A 20608-nucleotide genomic window follows, 5' to 3' on the forward strand; every position below is an offset into this window, starting at 1 on the left:
CTGGCAACCCGGCAATCGTTCCGTACCATTCGCTACGTACGATGGGCATCTTCTCCATTTCCAATCTCGACCCCGATACGGCGAGGGCAGCACGGTGAGCCACGACTGGACCGATAACCGCAAAAATTTGATGCTGTTCTCCGGCCGGGCGCACCCCGAGCTGGCCGAGCAGGTCGCCAAGGAACTCGACGTTCACGTCACCGCGCAAACCGCGCGGGAGTTCGCCAACGGCGAGATCTTTGTTCGCTTCGACGAATCGGTGCGCGGGTGCGACGCGTTCGTCCTGCAGTCCTGTCCGGACCCGGTGAACAACTGGCTGATGGAAGCGCTGATCATGATCGACGCGCTGAAGCGAGGCAGCGCCAAGCGGATCACCGCCGTCATGCCGTTCTATCCGTACGCCCGCCAGGACAAGAAGCATCGCGGCCGCGAGCCGATCTCGGCACGGCTGGTTGCCGATCTCCTCAAGACCGCGGGAGCGGACCGGATCGTGACCGTCGACCTGCACACCGATCAGATTCAGGGTTTCTTCGACGGCCCCGTCGACCACATGCGCGGCCAGACCCTGCTGACGACCTACATCAAGGACAACTATCCGGACGACAACATGGTCGTGGTCTCCCCCGACTCCGGCCGGGTGCGCATCGCCGAGAAGTGGGCCGACTCGCTGGGTGGGGTCCCGCTGGCCTTCATTCACAAGACCCGTGACCCGCGGGTGCCCAACCAGGTCGTTTCCAACCGCGTGGTCGGTGAAGTCGAAGGCCGCACCTGCGTGCTGATCGACGACATGATCGACACCGGCGGCACGATTGCCGGCGCCGTCAACCTGTTGCGCGAGGACGGCGCCAGTGACGTGATCGTCGCGGCAACCCACGGTGTGCTGTCGGAGCCGGCCGCCGAGCGGCTCGCCTCCTGCGGCGCCCGCGAGGTCATCGTCACGAACACGCTGCCGATCGGCGAGGAGAAGCGTTTCCCTCAGCTCACGGTGTTGTCGATCGCACCGCTGCTGGCCAGCACCATCCGTGCCGTATTCGAAAATGGCTCTGTCACAGGGCTATTCGACGGAGACGCCTAGATGGCTGCCAAGCCAGCCGAAGCCGTCATCTACCACAACCCAAAGTGCAGCACGTCACGCAAGACGCTGGACTTGTTGCGGGACAACGGTTTAGAACCCACCGTCGTTCAGTACCTGAAGATCCCGCCGTCCCGGGCCGAGCTGGTGAAGATCATTCGCGACGCGGGTATCGACGTGCGCACCGCGGTGCGTAAGCGTGAATCGCTGTATACCGAACTGGGACTGGCCGATGCGACCGACGATCAACTGCTCGACGCGATGGCAGAACACCCGATTCTGATCGAGCGCCCGTTCGTCGTGACGACGAAGGGAACCCGGCTGGCCCGTCCGATCGACGCGGTCCGCGAGATTCTGTGAGACGGCTCGCGGCCGCTGTCGCGATTGCCGCGCTGACGGCTGCTTGTGGGCCCAAAACGCCCGACTACCAGTCGGTCTGGACGACGAGTTCGACGACCGCGACCACCACGACGATCGACAAGCCTGTCCCCCTGTCGCAGTATCTGGACAGCATCGGCGTGACCGGCAAGCAGGTAGCGCCGAGCTCCTTGATCGACCTGACGGTGTCGATACCGACGCCTCCGGGCTGGGCGCCGTTCACCAATCCGCACATCGCGCCGGAGACGCTAATACTGGCCAAGGGCGGCAAGTATCCGACGGCGAGGCTGGTGGTGTTCAAGCTGAACGGCGACTTCGACCCGGCGCAAGTCATCAAGCACGGCAACGACGATGCCCAACTGTTCGAGAACTTCAAGCAATTGGATGCCTCGATGGCGCCCTTCAACGGGTTTCCGTCGTCGATGCTCCAGGGAAGCTACAACAACAGCGACGGCACCCGGCTGCACAGCTGGAACCGGATCGTCCTGCCCACCGGATCACCACCGGCCAAGCAGAAGTACTTCGTTCAGCTGACCATCACCGGTCTGGCCGATCAGGCGGCCGCGCAGTCGACCGACGTCGACACGATCATCCACGGATTCGTCGTCGCCGCGAAGTAATCAGGCGTGGCGTCCGGCTTCCTGCACCAGCCGCACGCGGGAGGTCAGCCCCAGCTTGGCGTACACATGCGTGAGATGTGTCTGCACCGTGCGCGGTGAGATGAAAAGCCGCAGACCTATGTCCTTGTTGCCCAAGCCTTCTGAGACCAGGCGGACCACCTCGAGCTCGGTGGGTGTAAGTGATCCCCAGCCGCTGGCGGGGCGGCCGCGTGCACCGCGACCCCGCCGCGCGTAGCTGATGGCTTCGGAGGTGGACAGAGCATTCCCTTCCGACCATGCGCTTTCGAACGAATTCTGCCCCAGGGTTTTTCGTACTTGAGACAGCGAGGCATCGTAGCTCGCTTGAAAGGCCAGGAAGCGCACGTTGCCTTGCCGCTGCCGGATGCCTTCGGCCGCACCGAACAGCCGCGCCGCGTGTTCAGGGTTGACGATGGCGGCCAGTGCGGCAAGGCATTCGAGGGCGTCGGGCAGATGTAGGTGTCCGCCCGTGCGCTCGGCAACTTCGACGGCTTCGTGCAGGTCGCGTTCGGCCTGCTGCAGTTCGCCTTGGGCGACGGCGACTCGACCGCGCGCCGTCAGCGCCCGTACCTGATGCGATCCGGGAACCGAGGCGACGGTGTCATCCGCCCAGCGTCGCGCGGCGACCAGATCCCCGCACACCAACGCCGCCTCAGCCATGGGCAGGACGCTTCTGACGAATAGCTCCTTCAGCGCCGTAGTGTGCCGCCAGGCCGCCTCGCAGGCTTCCTTGGCCGCCACCGTGTTGCCCCTTGCCAGCTCTGCATTCGCCACTGCCACATAGGCGGTGTCCTCGTGGAAACCACCCATAGCGGCCCCAATTTCGAGGGCGGCTTCGCCCGCGGCGCGCGCTGCGGCAGCATCGCCGCCGAATACCAGCGCTTGTGCCAAGGTCATCAGTCCGAATGCTTCCATCGGGCGGTCCTGAGCGGCTCGCGCCTCCGCTACCAGCGCACGGGATACCAAGAGACCCTCCGCCAGGTTGCCCTGCAACACCAGCGAGCCGCTGAGAAACGTCCGGCTGTACCGGGACATAAAGCTATCGCCGAGCGCGTCGGCAAGGTCTCGCCCTTCCACACCGGCCGCGACGGAAGCGGTTGCATCTCCGGCGACACTCGCGATGAAGCACTGGTAGCCACGCACCTGGCAAAGAGCGACGGAATCACCCGCCGCGCGAGCTAAATCGACCGCTTCGGCCAAATACGGGCTTGCCAGCTCGGGTTCGTTTATCGCAAGCAGACCGCAGGTCATCATGCTGTCCACGACCAGTGCCGCGTTGTCGAGTTCGCGTGCCGCGGCCAGGGCTTCTTCTGCCCGTTGCCGACTGGCTTGCATGGAGCACCAGACCGCTAGCCGCCCGCAGTCTGCCACCGCTCGTATCCAAACTTCGGCAGCGACCTGATCGTCGCGGTAGCGCTCGTCGGTGAAGACGGCGTCCATCCCGGCGACGCCTTCCCGGAATCGCCCGCGGGTCACCCACAATCGCTGCAACGCCGACACGAGGCGTAAAGCCGGGTCGAAATCGGCGGCGTCGCAACTCCACGCATGGGCCGCTCGGAGGTTGTCCATTTCGAGTTCAGCCCAGGGGACTAACGGTGTCCCGTCGCCGCCTGTCTGCGATTCCAGCGTCATCGCGGCGGCGGTGTAGTGGTCACGGTGGCGGGTCCGCACGGCCTCGGCTTCGCCTGATTCCGCGAGCTTTTCCAGACCGTACTGGCGGACGGTCTCCAGCAGCCGGTACCGCATCGCGCCTTGGATCTCCTCGGCGACGATCAGCGACTTGTCGACGAGCAGCCCGAGCAGATCGACGAGCTGAAACTGCTCCACGCCGCCGTCAGCCCCGACGGCGTGCGCGGCGTCGAGGTCGAAGCCACCCATGAACACCGCCAGGCGGCGGAACAAGATGCGTTCCGGTTCGGTGAGCATGGCGTGTGACCAGTCGATGGACGCGCGCAGCGTCTGCTGACGGCGAACCGCGGTGCGCGCGCCGCCCGCGAGCAGCCGGAAGTTGCGATGCAGGCCGTCGACGATCTGGGTCAACGACAGGGTGCGCGTGCGCGCGGCGGCGAGCTCGATCGCCAGCGGCATACCATCCAGGCGCCGGCAGATCTGCGCGATCGCGGACGAATTATCCTCGGTGAGGCGGAAATCCGGCTTCGTGCGACGGGCACGGTCGACGAACAACGAGATGGCTTCGCCATCTACCGACAACGACGGGACCCGCCAGGTCAGCTCACCGACGATGCCGATCGGCTCGCGGCTGGTAGCCAGAAACGTGACGTCCGGACCGGCATCCAGCAGCGCCACTACCAGGGCCGCGCTCGCGTCCAGTAGATGCTCGCAATTGTCGAGAAGCAGCAACATCTTTCGGTTCCTGACAAACCTCGACACCGTCTCCATGGTGGAACGGCCCGGTTGGTCGGCCAGGCCCAAAGTGCGGGCCAGGGCAACGGGCACGACAACGGGATTGGTGACCGGCGCCAGATCGACGAACCAGACTCCGCCGCCGAATTCGGCTGCTATTTCGTCGGCGACCTGAATTGCCAAGCGTGTCTTCCCGACGCCGCCCGCGCCGGTCAGAGTCACCAGCCTGTTGTCTTTCAAGATCTGCCCGATGTCGCTGATCTGAGCATCACGGCCCACGAAGCTGGTCAACTGGACCGGAAGACGGGAACTGACAACGTCATTCGTCGCGCGGAGCGGCGGAAAGTCGTTGCGCAAATCCGGGTGACATAGCTGCACTACCCGCTCCGGGCGCGGCAGATCGCGCAGCGGATAGCTGCCCAGATCGGTGAGCCACGCTCCATCGGGTAGCCGATCCACCACCAGCGATTCGGTCACCCCCGACAACACCGTCTGTCCCCCGTGGCCCAGATCGCGCAGCCGTGCGGTGCGGTTGATCGTGGGTCCGGCGTAATTTGCGTCGTCGCGCAGCTGGATCTCGCCGGTGTGTATACCGATACGCAGCCGGATCGGCGCCAGTGGGGCGCGCTGCAACAGCAACGCGCACGCGACGGCGTCGCTGGCCCGGGCGAACGCGGCCACGAAGCTGTCGCCCTCGCCTTGCTCCACCGGGCGCACGCCGTCGTACGCACCGACGGTTTCGTTCACGGTGCGATTCAGTTGCGCGAGCGCGGCCGTCATCTTCTCGGGCTCGGCTTCCCACAGTCGCGTCGAACCCTCGACATCGGCCAGTAGCAATGTCACCGTTCCGGTCGGCAGCAACTCGCTCACGCCCAAATCGCTCCAGGTTAGCGACGGTATTTCCGCATTCTGGCTCATATTAGCCAGCATGGCGACGCAGTCGAGGCAAAACATCGGCCAGAACGCGTAGATGACTACTATCGAGCCAACGCAATTACGACATGCCGCGCGTAGATCTACGCGCTGTGGCGGATGGTCTTCGTTTCCCGTCGCCGGATAGTCGACTGCCATGACCGCCCTCATCAACAACTGCCCGAGCGTTTTTGACGCGGGATTGCCCGCCATCGCCTACGACCACCTCGCCGATCCCGAGGAGGCACACCGCATCCTGGCCGACGCCCGAAGGCAGGCCCCCATCGCGATCGGCCGCTACGGACCCGAGGTGCTGAGCTACAAGCTGGTCCGCACGGTGCTGCGCGACCACCGGTTCGTCACCGCGCAGGGCCTCGGACTCGACGCACAGGGCGTCACTTCGGGCCCGCTGTGGGACCGCGCGACCGCCAACATCCTGGGCCTCGACGGCGCCGCGCATCAGCGCCTGCGCCGGCTGGTGTCCAAGGCCTTCGCGCCTCGTGCCGCCGAACGACTGCGAACCCTCGCCGCCGAGATCATCGATTCGCTGGTGGACCCGTTCACCAAGACGGGGCATTGCGACATCGTCTCCGACATCGCCCAGGGCTACCCGACTCCGGTCATCTGCGCGCTGCTGGGCGCGTCGGCCAAGGATTGGCAGCTGTTCTCCGACTGGGTCAACGACATCAAGAAAATCTTCGAATGGAACATCGCCGCGGACGAGCCGCTGATTCTGGCCGCATGGAACGAACTCGACGCCTACCTCGAAGACCTGATCGACCACCGCCGAGAGAACTTGACCGACGATCTGATCTCCGATCTGATCCGCGCCGAAGACCCGGCTGTTCCAGGCGACCGCCTCACCCACGACGAACTGATCATGCTCTGCGGCACCCTGCTCGGCGCCGGCACCGACACCACCCGCAACCAGCTGGCCGCGGCGATAGGCGTGCTCTGCACCCACCCCGACCAATGGGCGCTGGTCGCCCGGCAACCGGAATTGGTGCCCAACGCGGTCCAGGAGCTAATGCGGTACTGCCCCATCGTTTTCAGCACCGTTCGGCGGGCCGCCGAAGACATCGATCTGGACGGTATCCGCATCCCGGCCGGGACTCTGGTGGCTGCCAACACCGCCTCGGCAAACCGCGATGCGTGCGTTTACGACGACCCGGACCGGCTCGACATCACCCGTCAGAACGCGGCCCCCATCCTGAACTTCGGTGGCGGCGTGCACTATTGCCTGGGCGCCCACCTGGCGCGGCTGGAACTGACTGAGGCTCTTCGGGTTATCACCCGACGCATGCCCAACGCGCGCCCGACGGGACCGAGCCCGTGGAAAGGCATGGCCGGGATTACCGGACCGCTGCGCGTGCCACTGGAGTTCGACCCGGGGAACTAGGAGACACTAGGGGCATGACCGACTGGACCGCCGCCGATCTGCCGTCGTTCGCCGGGCGCACCGTGATCATCACCGGCGCCAACAGTGGGCTGGGAGCCATCACCGCCCGTGAGTTGGCCCGCGTCGGCGCCAACGTCATCCTGGCCGTGCGCACCCCGAGCAAGGGTGAGGCCGCCGCCGCGAAGATGTCCGGGGACGTCGAGGTGCGCCAGCTGGATCTGCAGGACCTGTCGTCGGTACACCAATTCGCCGACCGGATCGTCGGCGCCGACCTGCTGATCAACAACGCCGGCATCATGGCCGCCCCCTTCGCGCTGACCGCCGACGGCTTCGAGAGCCAGATCGGCACCAACCACTTCGGCCATTTCGCGCTGACCAACCTGTTGCTACCCAAGCTCACCGACCGGGTGGTGACGCTGTCGTCGTTCGCGCACTGGCCCGGTCGGATCGATTTCGACGACATCAACTGGAAGACGCGGCGATACTCGGCCTGGCTGGCTTACAGCCAGTCGAAGCTGGCCAACCTGCTGTTCACCAGTGAACTGCAGCGACGCCTCAGGTTGGCCGGCTCGCCGCTGCGTGCGGTGGCCGCCCACCCCGGCTACTCGCACACCAACCTGCAGGGTGCGACAGGTCGCAAAGTGGGCGACGCGCTGATGTCGGCCGCCACCCGGGTGGTCGCCACCAGCGCAGACTTCGGGGGGCAGCAAACGCTGTACGCCGCGTCGCAGGACCTGCCGGGCGACACGTTCATCGGTCCCAAATTCGGCTGGATCGGCCGAACGCAGCCCGTCAGTCGCAGTCGGCGGGCACAAGATCCAACCACCGCCACCGCGCTCTGGGACCTATCCGAGGAGCTCACCGGCACTAAATTTCCGCTTTAAGGCTGGCCACCGGTGCCACACCGGCCTCCGCTGGGATCGGCCGGCGTTTTGCCCACCTCTGAGCGACAAGTGGGCTTCCGGTGCGCCACCATCCGGTCTTGTCGTCGGAGGCGGGCACGTCGAACGTCCCCGCGACCAGACACCAGTGGGGCCGATGTGACGTTCACTGGTCGCGAGCGGATTCCAAATTTCCGCTCCGAGGTGCCGATGCGCTAACCTTGCCGGGCGTCACGGCGAGGGTGGCAGGCGTCTAGCCAGCACCGTTATCGACGGCGACCGACATATGTCGCGAACCTCGCCGTGCCTTGAGACCCGGGTACTTCAGCACACAGGAGCGACACGATGGCTACAAAAGCCGTAACCAACCAAATCACCGCCACGGTGCGGGCCGAGACCGGCAAGGGCGCGTCCCGGCGTGCCCGGCGCGAGGGCAGGATTCCCGCCGTCCTCTACGGCCACGGCGCCGACCCGCAGCACCTCGAGTTGCCCGGGCGCGACTTCGCGGCTGTGCTCAGGCACGCCGGCACGAACGCCGTGCTGACCCTCGATATCGCCGGTAAAGAGCAGTTCGCGCTGACCAAAGTGCTCGATATCCACCCGATCCGCCGCACCATTCAGCACGCCGACCTGCTGGTCGTGCGTCGCGGCGAGAAGGTCAACGTCGAGGTCAACGTCGTGATCGAGGGCGAGGCCGGGCCTGACACCCTGGTCACCCAGGAGACCAGCACCATCGAGATCGAGGCCGAGGCCTTGTCGATTCCCGAACAGTTGACGGTGTCGGTCGAGGGCGCCGCACCCGGCACCCAGTTCACGGCCGGACAGATCACGCTGCCGTCGGGGGTCACCCTGGTTTCCGACCCGGACACGCTGGTGGTCAACGTGGTGAACGCACCGACCGCCGAAGACCTCGAGGAAGAGGGTTCCGGCGAGGCCGCCGAGGGCGAGGAAGCAGCCGACGGGGCCGGCGACGACCAGGCCGCCGAAGACGAGTCCGAGTAGGCGGCCGACGACGTGGCCGAACCGCTTTTGGTGGTCGGCCTGGGCAATCCCGGGGACAACTACGCCCGTACCCGGCACAACCTCGGGTTCATGGTTGCCGACCTGCTCGCCGCCCGGGTGGGCTCGAAGTTCAAGGTGCACAAGCGTTCCGGCGCTGAAGTGGTCAACGGTCGGCTCGCCGGGCACTCGGTGTTGGTCGCCAAGCCGCGCTGCTACATGAACGAGTCCGGCCGCCAGGTCGGCCCGCTGGCGAAGTTCTACTCCGTGGCGCCCGCCGACATCATCGTCGTCCACGACGAACTCGACCTCGACTTCGGTCGCATCCGGCTCAAGATCGGCGGCGGCGAAGGCGGCCACAACGGGCTGCGCTCGGTGGCTTCGGCGCTGGGCACCAAAGACTTTCAGCGGGTGCGCGTCGGCATCGGGCGTCCGCCCGGGCGCAAAGACCCGGCGGCGTTCGTGCTGGAGAGCTTCACCGCCAGTGAGCGCCCCGAGATTCCTACGATCTGTGAGCAGGCGGCCGACGCCACCGAGCTGCTGATCGAACTGGGGCTAGAGCCCGCGCAGAACCGCGTCCACGCCTGGTAGTGGCGGCGTCCGCTAGCCGGTGACCAGGGTGACGGAGTTGGACCGGCGCAGCTTGCCCGACGGCGTCTTGGGGATGGTCCCGGGACCGAGCACCACAACGTTGCGGGGCCGCATGTCGACCTCTTTGAGCACCTCGCGGGCGACCTCGTGCTCCATCCGGCGCACCGCGGCCGGGTCCTGGAAGGCGTTGGACTCGACCGCCACGGCGAACGTCTCGCGGGAGTGGCCGGCGTCCAGGCGGACCGCCACGGCGCAACCGGGGCGGACCCCGTCGACCCGGCAAGCGGCCCGCTCGATGTCGGTCGGATAGATGTTGCGGCCCGCCATGATGATGACGTCCTTGACGCGGCCGCAGACCACGATGTGGCCGTCTTCGTTGATGTAGCCGAGGTCGCCGGTGTCGTACCAGCCGTGCTCGTCCTGGGCCGAGATGAAGCCGCCCATGGTCAGGTAGCCAGGCGTCAGCGACTCGCCGCGCAGCTCGATGACGCCGACGCCGCGCGGTGGCATCACATTGCCCTGCTCGTCGATGATGCGCGCCTCGAGATCCTTCAGCAGCGGGCCGAGGGTGGCCAGCCGGCGGGTGTTGCCCTTGGTCGCGGGCACGGCCCGGCGCAGGGCGGCCAGCAGATCGGCGTCCACCTCGTCGACGACCAAACCGGCGTTGCACTCCGAGAACGACACGGCCAGCGTCGTCTCGGCCATGCCGTAGGCCGGCAGAATCGCCGATGACCTCAGGCCGAACGGCTTTCCAGCGTCCAGCAGGTCCTCGACGTCGGCGGGCTCGACGGGCTCGGCGCCGGACAGCGCGAACCGCAGCGTCGACAGGTCGAAGTCGCCGGGCTTGGCCTGGCGGCGCAGCCGCTTGGCCAGCAGCGCGTACGCGAAGTTGGGCGCCGCGGTCATGGTGCCCTTGTACTTGTCGATCAGCTTGGCCCACAGCAGCGCGTCACGCAGGAAGTCCATCGGGGTGACCTTGACCAGCTCCGCGCCGAAGTACATCGGGATGGTGAGGAAGCCGACCATGCCCATGTCGTGGAAGCAGGGCAGCCAGCTGACCATCACGTCGTTGTCGATGTCGTACTGCGCGCCGATGAACATCGCCTCGGCGTTGGAGTAGATGTTGCGGTGGGTGATCTGGACGGCCTTCGGCGAGCCGGTCGATCCGGACGTCAGCTGCATCAGCGCGAGATCGTCTTCGCCGACCTCGATCGGGTCGATCGGCTCCGACGCCAGCAGGTCGGTGACGGTCAGGACGTTGATGCCCTTCTCCTCCAGTACCGGGATGGCGACCAGGAAGGGCTCGGAGACGATCACCACGTCGGCCTCGATCATGCCGATGACGTTCATCGTGTCCTCAGCCCACACGGCCAGGTCCGTCCGCGGGGTGGGCTGGTGGAGCATGGTCAGGCTGGCTCCGCGCATCCACAGGCCCTGCGCGGTCGGGGCGATCTCTACCGGGAAGCCGGCGAGCACGCCGACGGCGTCGCCGAGGCCGATGCCCGCGGCGGCCAAGCCGCCCGCGATGCAGCGGGCACGCTCGTGAACCTCGCCCCAGGTGTGGCGGACGGGCGCGTGCGGATCACCGGTAACCATGCCCTTCTTCGAAATGCGGGCGTTGTGGAACATCTTCTCGGTAAACCTGCTCACGCAAACCTCCTCGGCTCCGGCGCTATCCCCAACACCCGGTTTTTCATGTTCCGCGCGCTCGGCAAAACTTTGCAGCAGGCGCGCGAGCACAATTGGGAAGCGGTTAGATCTCGAAATTGTGATAAACCAGCAACCCCGTGTCCGGTTGCCCGATCAGCTTGGGCACGGGCCGTGACATCCGGCCGGCGTCGACGAATTGGCCGTCCACCGCAGTTGCCGGCGGACGGCCAAGCCGAGTGCTTTTCCTGATCAATAATTGTCACCGCGAGCTATCTTAAGCTCCTCTTAAGTAACAACCCAACTATTCGGCATTTTGAGGTGGATTTCACAGTTCATTCAACCTTCGGTCATCGGTGTCGGGACCACGCGCGCGCCGGGCACCGGACCGCTCGCGACCCGCACCGTCCGGCAGACGCCGGCTCCCGACAGCTGCGTGCCGACGTCGACCGCCGAGATCGCTGACGTGCACAAAAATGCACACGTCGGCCCCGAGCCGGAGACGACGCCGGCCAGCGCGCCCGCTTCTTGACCGGCCCGCAGGGTGCGCCGCAGCCCCGGATTCAGGCTGACCGCGGCGGCTTGCAATTCGTTGCCCAGCAGCGCCGCCAGCTGCTGCGGATCGCCCGCGGCCAATGCGGCCAGCACCGGCCCGGGCTCGGCGAGCCGCGGCGGGTCTCCCGCATCCCTGAGCCGGTCGAGCTCGCCGAACACCGCCGGGGTGAGCAGCTCGCCGTCGGCGAAGGCCAGCACCCAGTGGAAGGTGTTCCGGGACAACACGGTGGCCAACTCCTCGCCGCGCCCGGTGCCCAGCGCGGTGCCACCGTGCAGTGCGAAGGGCACGTCGCTGCCCAACCGCGCGGCCAGCATGCGCAGATCCCGGCGGGGCACGTTGAGTTCCCACAGCGAGTTGATCGCGACCAGCACGGCCGCCGCGTCGGCGCTGCCACCCGCCATACCGCCGGCCACCGGAATGGATTTGTCGATCATGATCGAGACGTCGGGCGCCCGGCCGACGTGTTCGGCCATCAGCTCGGCGGCCTGCCACGCCAGATTGCGTTCGTCGGTGGGCAGCGTGTCGGCACCTTCGCCGACGAGTTCGAGCGACAAGACGTCGGCATTGCGCACCGTCACCTCGTCGAGCAGCGAGACGGCCTGAAACACGGTCGTCAGCTCGTGGTAACCGTCGTCGCGGCGGTCGCCGACCGCGAGGTACAGGTTGACCTTTCCGGGCACCCGAACCGTGATGGACCCGGTGGGCACCCACTGCGCAGCGGTGTTGCCGTCAGACATCCTCGGTCACCCAGCCAGCCTCCGCCACCGCAGCAGACTATCGCTGCGGGGAGCCAACCACACGCAGCGGCGCCGGGGTCAGTTGCCGGAAGCCTGCGGTTGTGCCGGGTCGCCGGAACGGCGCAACAGTCGCACGAAGTCGTCGACGGACAGCGTCTCACCGCGTCGGGCGGGATCGATGCTGGCCGCCAGTAATCGATTTGCCGACTCGTTGCCCGAGCCCGCCCACTGCAGGAAGGCGTTGCGAGACGTCTTGCGCCGTTGCGCGAAGGCGATATCGACCAGTTCGAACACTTGCCGCCGGAACACGTCATCGGTTGGCCACGGCGCGGTGTCGTACCGGTCGATGCGAACCAGCCCGGAATAGACGCGGGGCACCGGCCAGAACACGGTCGGCGAAACCATGCCGCACCGACGGACCCGCCCGAAGAAGCGGACTTTGACGCTGGGTACGCCGTACTCCTTGCCACCCGGTTCGGCGGCGAGGCGCTCGGCGACCTCCGCCTGCACCATCACGGTCATGACCTGGATGGACGGAAATTCGGCAAGCAGATGCAGCAGCGCCGGAACCGCGACGTTGTAGGGCAGATTGGCGACGACCGCGGTCGGCGCTTGGCCATGTTCGAAAGCCAGCTCGTCGCGCCGCAGGTTCAGCACGTCACGATTCAGCACCGTCAGCCGTTGGATCTCGCTATGCGAATGCTCGCCGACGGTTTGCGGCAGCCGGTCGGCCAGCACCGGGTCGATTTCGACGGCGGTGACCGTGGCGCCGCGGTCGAGCAGTGCCAGCGTGAGCGAGCCGAGGCCCGGGCCGACCTCCAGGACGTGGTCGGTGCGACCGATTCCGGAGGTCGAAACTATCCGCCGGACCGTGTTGGCATCGTGAACGAAATTCTGGCCCAACGATTTTCGTGGCCGAAACTCAAGTTCTTTGGCCAGCCGCCTGATATCGGTGCGTCCGAGCAGCTGGATCGTCAGCGCGCACCAGCTCTTCCGCTGCACACTGGCCACGCGCCCCACCCCTGGCGCTCCCTGGTCACCTCGGCGACGGTGATCTGCTCGTCTCGGCTGGCGAGGTCGGCGCGGGCGGCAAACCGCAACCCGCCGTTGCGCTCCCAGGTGCTTTGGTCGAATTGCACGCCGCCGTAATAGCCGTTACCGGTGTTGATCGCCCAGTTGCCGCCGGCCTCGCAGCCCGCGATGGCATCCCAGATGGATCCGTCGGTCACCGGTGGCACCTCGGTACCGGGCTTGGTGCCCACCCGCACCACGGAGTCGCGGGCCGGCGCGATCACGATGTTGGCGATCGGCAGCCGACCGGTCTCCACGCCGTTGACCGTGGCCACCGCATAGGTCACGTCCTGGGTGCCCGGACTACCCGGGTCTTCGACAACCTGGCGGCTCATGTTCATGTCGGGGTCTTCGACCCGGTGCGCGTTGGGTGCCAACGGGATTCGCTCGGTGACCTTGGTGATGCGGTTACGCGTCACCTGGATCTGCATACCGTCGACGATCGGCGAGGCCGCCGCGGGCGTCACCTGGTCGCTGTCTTGCAGCGGTACACCGGCGGCATTCAGCAACCCCGCGACGTTGGGCGCCGGCAGGTGCACCGTACGGATCGTGCCGCCGTCGTTGATCTGAACGGTCTTGGCGCTGACGACCGGCAGGGCCATTCCGGCCAGCGGAACCCGGCTGCCACGCGACGCAGCGGCGGGAGCGGTGTCGGTCATCGCCAGCTGAGCCAGCGCCTCGTCGACGGTGGATGCCGTCGTCCACACCTGCTTGGTGTCGTGGCCGTCCAGCGAGATCTCCAGGGGCCTGCTGCGCCGCAGCACGATCTTGTCGGCGTTGTGAATCTGGACATCGGCGGCGGGGTACAGATCGTCGCGCTGGTCGACGAAGTAGCCGTTCTCTTCGACGATGTCGATGACTCGCGACTTCATCGTCGTCACCCGCATCGCGATGCCGTCGACGGTCAAGGTCACCGTCTTGGAGACCGAGACCGCGAAACCGCCGGCAAAGGCGAGTACTAAAAGCAGCCCTCCCGCGACCAGCCGCAACATCGGCGATGGGTTCTGATCAAGCCTTCTCAATACAGTCAACGCGCGTCTACCCCGACCTCAACAACCACTTAACGACCTATCCAGCAGCATTCGACAGCAGTGCAATAAACGGACGATTCGATCACAAGACGGTAACGAACTGGTCAATGTTGGGCAACTCCGGCACGAAGGTGTTATGGAAATCACCCGGTCAGGGCGCCCAGTCCGTAGACGCGCCGGGCATTGCCAGTAGTGCTGCGCGCCAATTCTTCTGCCGGACGATCGACGAGTTCAGCGATCGCTCGAACAGTATAAGGAAGGCAGTACGGCTCGTTCGGCGCGCCACGGTAGGGATGCGGCGTCAAGAAGGGCGCGTCCGTTTCCACCAGCAGCTGGTCGGCGGGTATTAGCGGCACGGCTTCGCGCAGGGCGCGAGCATTGCGGAAGCTCACCGTCCCGGACAGGCTGACGAACCAGCCCGCGTCGACGCAGCGGCGGGCCATTGCGCTGTCGGACGAAAAGCAGTGGAAGATGACGACCTCGGGTGCGCCCTCGGCCGCCAGCACGTCGAGCACCGCGGCGTCGGCTTCCCGGTTATGAATCATCAGCGGTTTGCCGCACCGCTTGGCCAGGTCGATATGCCATGCGAAGGCCTCCCGCTGCACCTCGGGCGCGGCGCAGCCGTCCAGCCGACCGGGCCAGTAGAGATCCATGCCCGTCTCCCCGACGGCCACCACTCGGGGGTGGGCCACCAGCCGCTCGATCTCCGCCCGAGCCTCACCGTCGAGGGCGTCCGCGCGCGTCGGGTGCAACGCCACCGCGGCGTACACGCGCGGGTCCCAATCGGCGGCCCGGGTGACCCAGCGCGCCGAATCCAGATCGTCGGCGATCGTGACGACCGCGCCCACTCCGACCGCCGCGGCGCGCTCGACGATCGCCACCACCCCTTCGGCGTCGTGGGCGCCGCATGCGTCGAGGTGGGTGTGGGCGTCGATGAGGGGCGACAGCGGTTCCGGGGCGGGCGGGGCTTCTCGTTTACCAGGTCGGCTGGAGCTCACGCGCACACAATAGGGTGAATCTCGATGAGGCCCTATTACGTCACCACTGCGATCGCGTATCCAAACGGTGCGCCGCACGTCGGTCATGCGTACGAATACATCGCCACCGACGCGATCGCCCGATTCAAGCGGCTCGACGGTTTCGACGTGCGCTTCCTGACCGGTACGGACGAGCACGGCCAGAAGGTCGCCGAGACCGCGGCGGCCGCGGGGGTGCCGACCGCCGAGCTGGCCCGACGCAATTCCGATGTGTTCCAGCGCATGCAGGAAGCGCTGAACATCTCGTTCGATCGCTTTATCCGCACCACCGACCCCGACCACCACGAGGCGTCCAAGGAGATCTGGCGGCGCATGGAGGCGGCCGGAGATATCTATCTGGCCACCTACTCCGGCTGGTACTCGGTGCGCGACGAGCGGTACTTCAGCGACTCGGAAACCGAGGTGCTCGACGGCACCCGCATTGCCACCGAAACCGGTGCGCCGGTGACCTGGAGCGAAAAGGAGCAGACGTACTTCTTCCGGCTCTCGGCGTACGCCGACAAGCTGCTGGCTCACTACGACGCCAACCCCGACTTCATCGGGCCCGAGGTACGCCGCAACGAGGTGGTCAGCTTCGTCTCCGGTGGACTGACCGATTTCTCGATTTCGCGAACCACGTTCGACTGGGGCGTTGGGGTGCCGGGTCATCCCGACCACGTCATGTACGTGTGGGTCGACGCGCTGACCAACTACCTCACCGGCGCCGGGTTCCCCGATACGGACTCGGAGTTGTTCCGCTACTGGCCCGCCGATCTGCACATGATCGGCAAGGACATCATCAGGTTCCACGCGGTCTACTGGCCGGCGTTTTTGATGTCAGCCGGGATCGAGCTGCCGCGAAGGGTTTTCGCACACGGCTTCTTGCACAACCGCGGCGAGAAGATGAGTAAGTCGGTGGGCAACACCATCGATCCGGTGGCACTGGCGGACGCGTTCGGCGTGGACCAGCTGCGCTATTTCCTGCTGCGCGAGGTGCCCTTCGGCCAGGACGGCAGCTACAGCGAAGAGGCCATCATCAACCGGATCAACACCGATCTGGCCAACGAGTTGGGGAATCTGGCGCAACGGTCGTTGTCGATGATCGCCAAGAACCTCGACGGGGTGATGCCCCAACCCGGTGAGTTCACCGCCGCCGACTCCGAGCTGCTCAAGACCGCCGACGCCTTGCTGGAGCGGGTGCGCACCAGCTTCGACCAGCAGGCGATGCACCTGGCGCTGGAAGCGATCTGGCTGATGCTGGGCGAGGCCAACAAGTACTTTTCGGCCCAGCAGCCGTGGGTGTTGCGCAAGAGCGGATCCGAGGCGGACCAGGTGCGGTTCCGCACCGTGCTGTACACGACCTGCGAGGCGGTCCGCATCGCGGCGCTGCTGGTTGCGCCGGTCATGCCGGAGTCGGCCGGCAAGCTCCTGGACCTGCTCGGACAGCCCGACGACCAACGAACGTTTACCGCGATCGCTGCGCGGCTAATCCCTGGCTCGGTGCTGCCGCCGCCCACGGGCGTGTTCCCCCGATACCAGCCGACTACCGAAGTCGAGTGAGCGGAAACCAAGAGAAGTGACACCAAACGGCCGTCAGCGCGTGCGTTAGGAAATAGGGCCAACATGACCTCTGGCATAGACCATAATCGGCCTGTGGAACGACGACAGAATCGGCACCAGAACAACCAATCGCCGATGACCACGTTGAAGCAGCTGCCTGCTTTGGTGGTCCTGGAACGGATTCCGGTTCCGGTGCTGGCGGTCGGCGATGACGGCACGATCTTGTTCACCAACACCGCATTTGCGGAAATGGTGGGCTACGAGCCGGACGAAGTCTTGGCGCTGCGATTCCGTGAGATTTTCTACCAAGCTCCCGACTCGGAATCCCTGCTGCCGGTCGTTCATGCCCTGGCGAACATGGTCGTCGAATTGGCGCACAAGGACGGCTCGGTCGTGCGCGCGCTGATGAGCAGGTCGGTAGGAATGCGGGCCGACGACCAATTCGCCCTCGCGACGTTTCAGGACCTCACCGAACAGTTGTGGGACGAAGAGCACTAGCCTGCCCGGTTTGCGGCGCTCGCGAAGCTAGCGCGATTCCGGTTGCGCCGGCGTCGGCGCGGTCGCCCGGGCATGACGCATCGCCTCGCGACTGAGGAATTGCTTGAAGTAAGCCTGCGACGGTTCCGCGACGATCCCGGGGAGAAGAAGTCCCCATATTCGCGTCAGGCGCTCGATGCCGTCTGCGCCGGCGCCCCCGGTGTTGTCGTGCCCGGATATCGTGTTGGACAGCAAGCGCATCCCGAGAATGGCCCCGACGATCGACTCGCCGATCACTTCCGGATCGACGTCGCTGCGCAGGTCTCCTTCGGTGATTGCCCGTTGGGCCTCGGCAGCCACCAATGCGACGAGGTCCGTGCAGAACCGCCCGGCAGCCGTGTTGTAGCGACCCAGCGTAGAGATCAAATGCTCAGTGGCGCTGGCGATTTCGTCGGAACTCAGCACTTTGACGATCGTGAAGGTGCCGTGTAGCAGGTTTTCCAGCCCCGGCGATGACGACCCGCACACATTCCGGAAGGCGGTGAGGAGCTTGTCGGAGCCTTCCTCAATGATGGCCGACGCCAACGCTTCTTTCGAATCGAAGTGATGGTAGAGGGCACCCTTGGTCATCCCCGTCCGCTCGATGATTGCGCTCCACCCAGCGGCCGCATACCCCACGTCGCCGAACACCTCGATCGCGGCGGTGAGGATCTTCCGCCGAGTCGCTTCAGACCGAACCTGGCGCGCCATTGCCGCTATGCCTCCGGACTATCTTCGGTGCGCAGATTCTGTTGATCTCGTCTCCCATTGTCTCGCAAGCAGATTAACAGCCGTTGCCGCTACGCCGATCCGTAGCCCGCGTCGTTGTTACTGCGGCGACTTCGTGCCGCCAGAGGTGGAGTTGATCGCGAGCGTCGCCCGCCGCTTGAGAAATTGGCCGAAGTAATCGAACCGGTCCGGTTGCAGGATCCCGGTCAGAATGAAGGTCCAGCACTTCTCTACGTCGAGCAGGAACCGTTGGGGTTCATCCAGAGTGCTGGTTTGCCGCAGTCCCATATGCAGGGACACCAGTAAGCGTCCGACAGTCACCGGATCGCACCGTTGGTCGATGTCACCTTCGGCGATGGCTTTCTCAACCACGTCGGCCAAGGATCTGACCCAGTTGCCGAACAGCTTTTCCTGCAGCCCCTGGGTCCGACCCACCGACTCGATGAGGTTGAGCCCCGCCCGCACGGCATCGGTCTGGAGGTCCCCCACGGCGATCAGATACGAGAAGTCGATCAAGGTCTCGAGGCCCGAAAGTCCCCGCTTCATCAAGTCCCGCACTGCGCTCTCGCCCGCGGCGGTCTGCTTGTCGATGATCGCCACCGCCAGCGCGTGCTTCGACTTGAAATGGAAATACATCGCGCCCTTGGTCAGCTCGGCCTCGGCGAGGATGTCGTCGAGACCCACTTCGTGATAAGCCCGGCGCGCGAACTGATGCGAGGCGGCTCGCAAAATCTGTCGCCGCGTCGCGTCCGCGCGGCCATCGTGGGATTGGGAACTCATCGGATCGGATAACTCATCCTTGCGATGCCGTGCATCGCCGATCACCGTTGGCTAGGCCGGGGTCCGGGGCGAGGTCGATCGCCTCCGCGATATTGAAGCCGTCTTTCAGCAGGGCAGGCACCTCGCTTCGTCAGCGGTCCAGAGCGAACACGCGCCAGTGTCTCAAGCGACGTTTGGGCACTACTGAGGTTAGCAGCCGCCGAAGAGGCCTTCCCTGGGTCCGCGAGCCGTAACTCTTCAATACTTCTAGTAAGGCTCGCGGAGTAGATAAGGACTAATAGTATGTTTCGTGCGTTATTGTAAGTCGGTCAGTTTGGTCGTCCGATAAGGGAGAAGTACATGTCGCTGGTCACCACGCAGCCCGGTGGCCTGGCCGCGCCGGGCTGCAGACCATCGGAAACCGACTCCGCGATGAACCGCGGACGTCCGACTGCGGCAACTGCTGCCGGCGGAACCACCCCCAGCCAAGCCGCCGCCCACGCGGTCGCGGCCAACTGACGCGCGGGTTCGAAGTGTTGGATTTTGGCGCGTTACCACCGGAGATCAACTCCACCAGGATGTATGCCGGTCCCGGCCCGCTATCCCTGTCAGCGGCCGCGGTGGCCTGGGACAATCTGGCCGCCGACCTGCATTTCGTGGCGAGCTCTTACCGAACAGTGATCGCGGGATTGACCACCGGACGTTGGCTGGGACCTTCCTCGCTAGCCATGGCGTCTGCGTTCGGACCGTACGTGGCGTGGACCACGGGGGCGGCCGCGCGGGCCGCCGAGGCCGCGGGCCAAGCCCGACTAGGCGTGGAAGCCTATGAAGCCGCCTTCGCGATGACCGTCCCACCCCCGGCCGTCTTCGGCAACCGGGCCCAACTCGCCTCGCTGACCGCCACCAACTTCTTCGGCCAGAATTCGCCGGCAATCGCGATCAACGAGGCCCAATACGGCGAGATGTGGGCGCAGGACGCTGCGGCGATGTACCAGTACGCGGCGAATTCGGCGCTTGCGACCGACGTGACGCCGTTCACCCCGGCGCCGGACGTGACCGATGAGGGCGGGGCGTCCTCGCAGGAGATCGCGGTTGCCAAGGCCACCGGCCTCTCAGGCGGGCAGCAAGCGGCGCTGCAGAGTCTGGTAGCGACGGTTTCGCCGACATTGAACGCGATGTCGACGCCGACCGGCCTCGTGTCGTCAAGTGTGGTCGGAGACACGGCCTCGGGATTGTCGGGATTGTTCAACTCGGACACCATTTCCGCTCTTAGCAACATCTCGGCCATCTGGATCATGGCGCTGCCCACCCCGCTGTACGCGATGTCCAGCCTCTTTGGAATCGCCCAGAGTGCGCAATCCATGGGCATGGCCACGGGCGCCGTCGGCACCGACCTCGGAGCGGCGGGAGCGGCAGGTGCGGCGGGAGCGGTCGAGGCCGGCGCCGCCGGCCTCGGAAACGCCGGCGTGCTGGGCAGCATGGGCTCGGCTACCTCCTTGGGCCCGATGTCGGTGCCGCAGGGCTGGACCAGCGTGATTCCGCCGTCCCCGCTAGGCGGTGTTCCTTCGACACTGCCCGGCGCTGCAGGCGCTGCGGGCGCACCACCAAGCATGTTGGGCGGAGTGCCATTACGGGCGCCGGGGTCCGGGTCGGGGCCCACCCCTGGGCCGCGATATGGCCTGGTGCCCACCGTCATGGCCCAGCCGCCGTCCGCCGGATACGGATAACCACTCCCGATGTGCGGCGGCTACG

The 20608-nt window shown here is 65.9% G+C and carries 19 protein-coding genes; 11 read left to right on the forward strand and 8 right to left on the reverse strand.

Annotated features, from left to right (window positions below; genetic code table 11):
* Positions 1–94 precede the first annotated feature (94 nt).
* The 3 genes from OK015_RS24155 to OK015_RS24165 are packed head-to-tail and all read left to right on the forward strand — an operon-like array spanning position 95 to position 2070.
* Positions 95–1075 (forward strand): ribose-phosphate diphosphokinase, encoded by a 981-nt coding sequence (locus OK015_RS24155; RefSeq protein WP_268126813.1) that lies wholly within the window; start codon positions 95–97, stop codon positions 1073–1075.
* Entirely contained in the window at positions 1076–1432 is a 357-nt protein-coding gene (gene arsC / locus OK015_RS24160) for an arsenate reductase (glutaredoxin) (RefSeq protein ID WP_268126815.1), read from the forward strand.
* The gene (locus tag OK015_RS24165) at positions 1429–2070 is read left to right on the forward strand and encodes an LpqN/LpqT family lipoprotein (RefSeq protein ID WP_268126818.1); all 642 of its coding nucleotides are present in this window, start codon (positions 1429–1431) and stop codon (positions 2068–2070) included. The genes arsC and OK015_RS24165 overlap by 4 nt, the downstream gene beginning before the upstream one ends.
* Here OK015_RS24165 and OK015_RS24170 read toward each other — a convergent pair whose 3' ends face one another.
* On the reverse strand, positions 2071–5382 hold the full coding sequence (locus tag OK015_RS24170) for a helix-turn-helix transcriptional regulator (protein ID WP_268133043.1): 3312 nt from the start codon (positions 5380–5382) through the stop codon (positions 2071–2073).
* Between the two features lie 139 nt (positions 5383–5521).
* On the opposite strand from OK015_RS24170, the gene OK015_RS24175 reads away from it, so the two are divergent.
* From OK015_RS24175 to pth, 4 genes are all read left to right on the forward strand, one after another.
* Positions 5522–6763 (forward strand): cytochrome P450, encoded by a 1242-nt coding sequence (locus OK015_RS24175; RefSeq protein ID WP_268126820.1) that lies wholly within the window; start codon positions 5522–5524, stop codon positions 6761–6763.
* 14 nt (positions 6764–6777) lie between these two features.
* Positions 6778–7647: an oxidoreductase gene (locus tag OK015_RS24180; RefSeq protein WP_268126822.1), complete on the forward strand. Its 870-nt coding sequence runs from the start codon at positions 6778–6780 to the stop codon at positions 7645–7647.
* Between the two features lie 342 nt (positions 7648–7989).
* Positions 7990–8646, forward strand: a complete 657-nt coding sequence (locus OK015_RS24185) for a 50S ribosomal protein L25/general stress protein Ctc (RefSeq protein WP_268126823.1) — start codon at positions 7990–7992, stop codon at positions 8644–8646.
* A gap of 12 nt (positions 8647–8658) precedes the next feature.
* Positions 8659–9234: an aminoacyl-tRNA hydrolase gene (pth, locus tag OK015_RS24190; protein ID WP_268126824.1), complete on the forward strand. Its 576-nt coding sequence runs from the start codon at positions 8659–8661 to the stop codon at positions 9232–9234.
* A gap of 12 nt (positions 9235–9246) precedes the next feature.
* Here the strand turns inward: pth and OK015_RS24195 are convergent, their stop codons facing one another.
* The 5 genes from OK015_RS24195 to OK015_RS24215 all read right to left on the reverse strand — a co-directional run bounded on the left by OK015_RS24195 (position 9247) and on the right by OK015_RS24215 (position 15280).
* Positions 9247–10884: a fatty acyl-AMP ligase gene (locus tag OK015_RS24195; protein WP_268126826.1), complete on the reverse strand. Its 1638-nt coding sequence runs from the start codon at positions 10882–10884 to the stop codon at positions 9247–9249.
* A 336-nt stretch (positions 10885–11220) separates the two neighbouring features.
* Positions 11221–12174, reverse strand: a complete 954-nt coding sequence (locus OK015_RS24200) for a 4-(cytidine 5'-diphospho)-2-C-methyl-D-erythritol kinase (protein WP_268126827.1) — start codon at positions 12172–12174, stop codon at positions 11221–11223.
* 78 nt (positions 12175–12252) lie between these two features.
* Complete coding sequence (gene rsmA, locus OK015_RS24205) at positions 12253–13185, reverse strand: 16S rRNA (adenine(1518)-N(6)/adenine(1519)-N(6))-dimethyltransferase RsmA (RefSeq protein ID WP_268126830.1); 933 nt, start codon at positions 13183–13185, stop codon at positions 12253–12255.
* On the reverse strand, positions 13149–14237 hold the full coding sequence (locus OK015_RS24210) for a transglycosylase family protein (RefSeq protein ID WP_442791155.1): 1089 nt from the start codon (positions 14235–14237) through the stop codon (positions 13149–13151). Before OK015_RS24210 ends, rsmA begins: the two co-directional genes overlap by 37 nt.
* 182 nt (positions 14238–14419) lie before the next feature.
* Positions 14420–15280 (reverse strand): TatD family hydrolase, encoded by an 861-nt coding sequence (locus OK015_RS24215; RefSeq protein ID WP_268126834.1) that lies wholly within the window; start codon positions 15278–15280, stop codon positions 14420–14422.
* Between the two features lie 18 nt (positions 15281–15298).
* Between OK015_RS24215 and metG the strand changes: the two genes are divergently transcribed.
* Together metG and OK015_RS24225 are read left to right on the forward strand one after the other, a co-directional pair.
* A complete protein-coding gene (metG, locus tag OK015_RS24220; RefSeq protein WP_268126835.1) occupies positions 15299–16852 on the forward strand; it encodes a methionine--tRNA ligase in 1554 nt (517 codons plus the stop codon).
* A gap of 135 nt (positions 16853–16987) precedes the next feature.
* A complete protein-coding gene (locus OK015_RS24225) occupies positions 16988–17350 on the forward strand; it encodes a PAS domain-containing protein (RefSeq protein WP_268126838.1) in 363 nt (120 codons plus the stop codon).
* 27 nt (positions 17351–17377) lie between these two features.
* Here the strand turns inward: OK015_RS24225 and OK015_RS24230 are convergent, their stop codons facing one another.
* Both OK015_RS24230 and OK015_RS24235 read right to left on the reverse strand, forming a co-directional pair.
* Positions 17378–18079, reverse strand: coding sequence for a TetR/AcrR family transcriptional regulator (locus tag OK015_RS24230; RefSeq protein ID WP_268126840.1), 702 nt, complete (start codon positions 18077–18079; stop codon positions 17378–17380).
* A gap of 117 nt (positions 18080–18196) precedes the next feature.
* Positions 18197–18877 carry a TetR/AcrR family transcriptional regulator gene (locus OK015_RS24235; protein ID WP_268133045.1) on the reverse strand — a complete coding sequence of 227 codons (681 nt, stop codon included), beginning with the start codon at positions 18875–18877 and terminating at the stop codon, positions 18197–18199.
* 339 nt (positions 18878–19216) lie between these two features.
* Here OK015_RS24235 and OK015_RS24240 point away from each other — a divergent pair, with 339 nt between their 5' ends.
* Both OK015_RS24240 and OK015_RS24245 read left to right on the forward strand, forming a co-directional pair.
* Positions 19217–19375 (forward strand): hypothetical protein, encoded by a 159-nt coding sequence (locus OK015_RS24240; protein ID WP_268126841.1) that lies wholly within the window; start codon positions 19217–19219, stop codon positions 19373–19375.
* Positions 19376–19389: 14 nt separating this feature from the next.
* Positions 19390–20583, forward strand: coding sequence for a PPE family protein (locus OK015_RS24245; RefSeq protein ID WP_326498497.1), 1194 nt, complete (start codon positions 19390–19392; stop codon positions 20581–20583).
* Positions 20584–20608: the final 25 nt, after the last annotated feature.

Origin of the sequence: Mycobacterium sp. Aquia_216 (genome assembly GCF_026723865.1) — a bacterium.
In the GTDB taxonomy this organism is placed as follows: domain Bacteria; phylum Actinomycetota; class Actinomycetes; order Mycobacteriales; family Mycobacteriaceae; genus Mycobacterium.

Bases quoted from the DNA above. Each gene is read 5' to 3' on its own strand.
- OK015_RS24230 (WP_268126840.1), bottom strand. From the start codon at position 18,079: ATGGCGCGCCAGGTTCGGTCTGAAGCGACTCGGCGGAAGATCCTCACC.
- OK015_RS24210 (WP_442791155.1), bottom strand. From the start codon at position 14,237: ATGTTGCGGCTGGTCGCGGGAGGGCTGCTTTTAGTACTCGCCTTTGCC.
- OK015_RS24170 (WP_268133043.1), bottom strand. From the start codon at position 5,382: ATGCTGGCTAATATGAGCCAGAATGCGGAAATACCGTCGCTAACCTGG.
- OK015_RS24235 (WP_268133045.1), bottom strand. From the start codon at position 18,877: ATGAGTTCCCAATCCCACGATGGCCGCGCGGACGCGACGCGGCGACAG.
- OK015_RS24180 (WP_268126822.1), top strand. From the start codon at position 6,778: ATGACCGACTGGACCGCCGCCGATCTGCCGTCGTTCGCCGGGCGCACC.
- OK015_RS24225 (WP_268126838.1), top strand. From the start codon at position 16,988: ATGACCACGTTGAAGCAGCTGCCTGCTTTGGTGGTCCTGGAACGGATT.
- metG (WP_268126835.1), top strand. From the start codon at position 15,299: ATGAGGCCCTATTACGTCACCACTGCGATCGCGTATCCAAACGGTGCG.
- OK015_RS24185 (WP_268126823.1), top strand. From the start codon at position 7,990: ATGGCTACAAAAGCCGTAACCAACCAAATCACCGCCACGGTGCGGGCC.
- arsC (WP_268126815.1), top strand. From the start codon at position 1,076: ATGGCTGCCAAGCCAGCCGAAGCCGTCATCTACCACAACCCAAAGTGC.
- OK015_RS24175 (WP_268126820.1), top strand. From the start codon at position 5,522: ATGACCGCCCTCATCAACAACTGCCCGAGCGTTTTTGACGCGGGATTG.
- OK015_RS24240 (WP_268126841.1), top strand. From the start codon at position 19,217: ATGTCGCTGGTCACCACGCAGCCCGGTGGCCTGGCCGCGCCGGGCTGC.
- OK015_RS24200 (WP_268126827.1), bottom strand. From the start codon at position 12,174: ATGTCTGACGGCAACACCGCTGCGCAGTGGGTGCCCACCGGGTCCATC.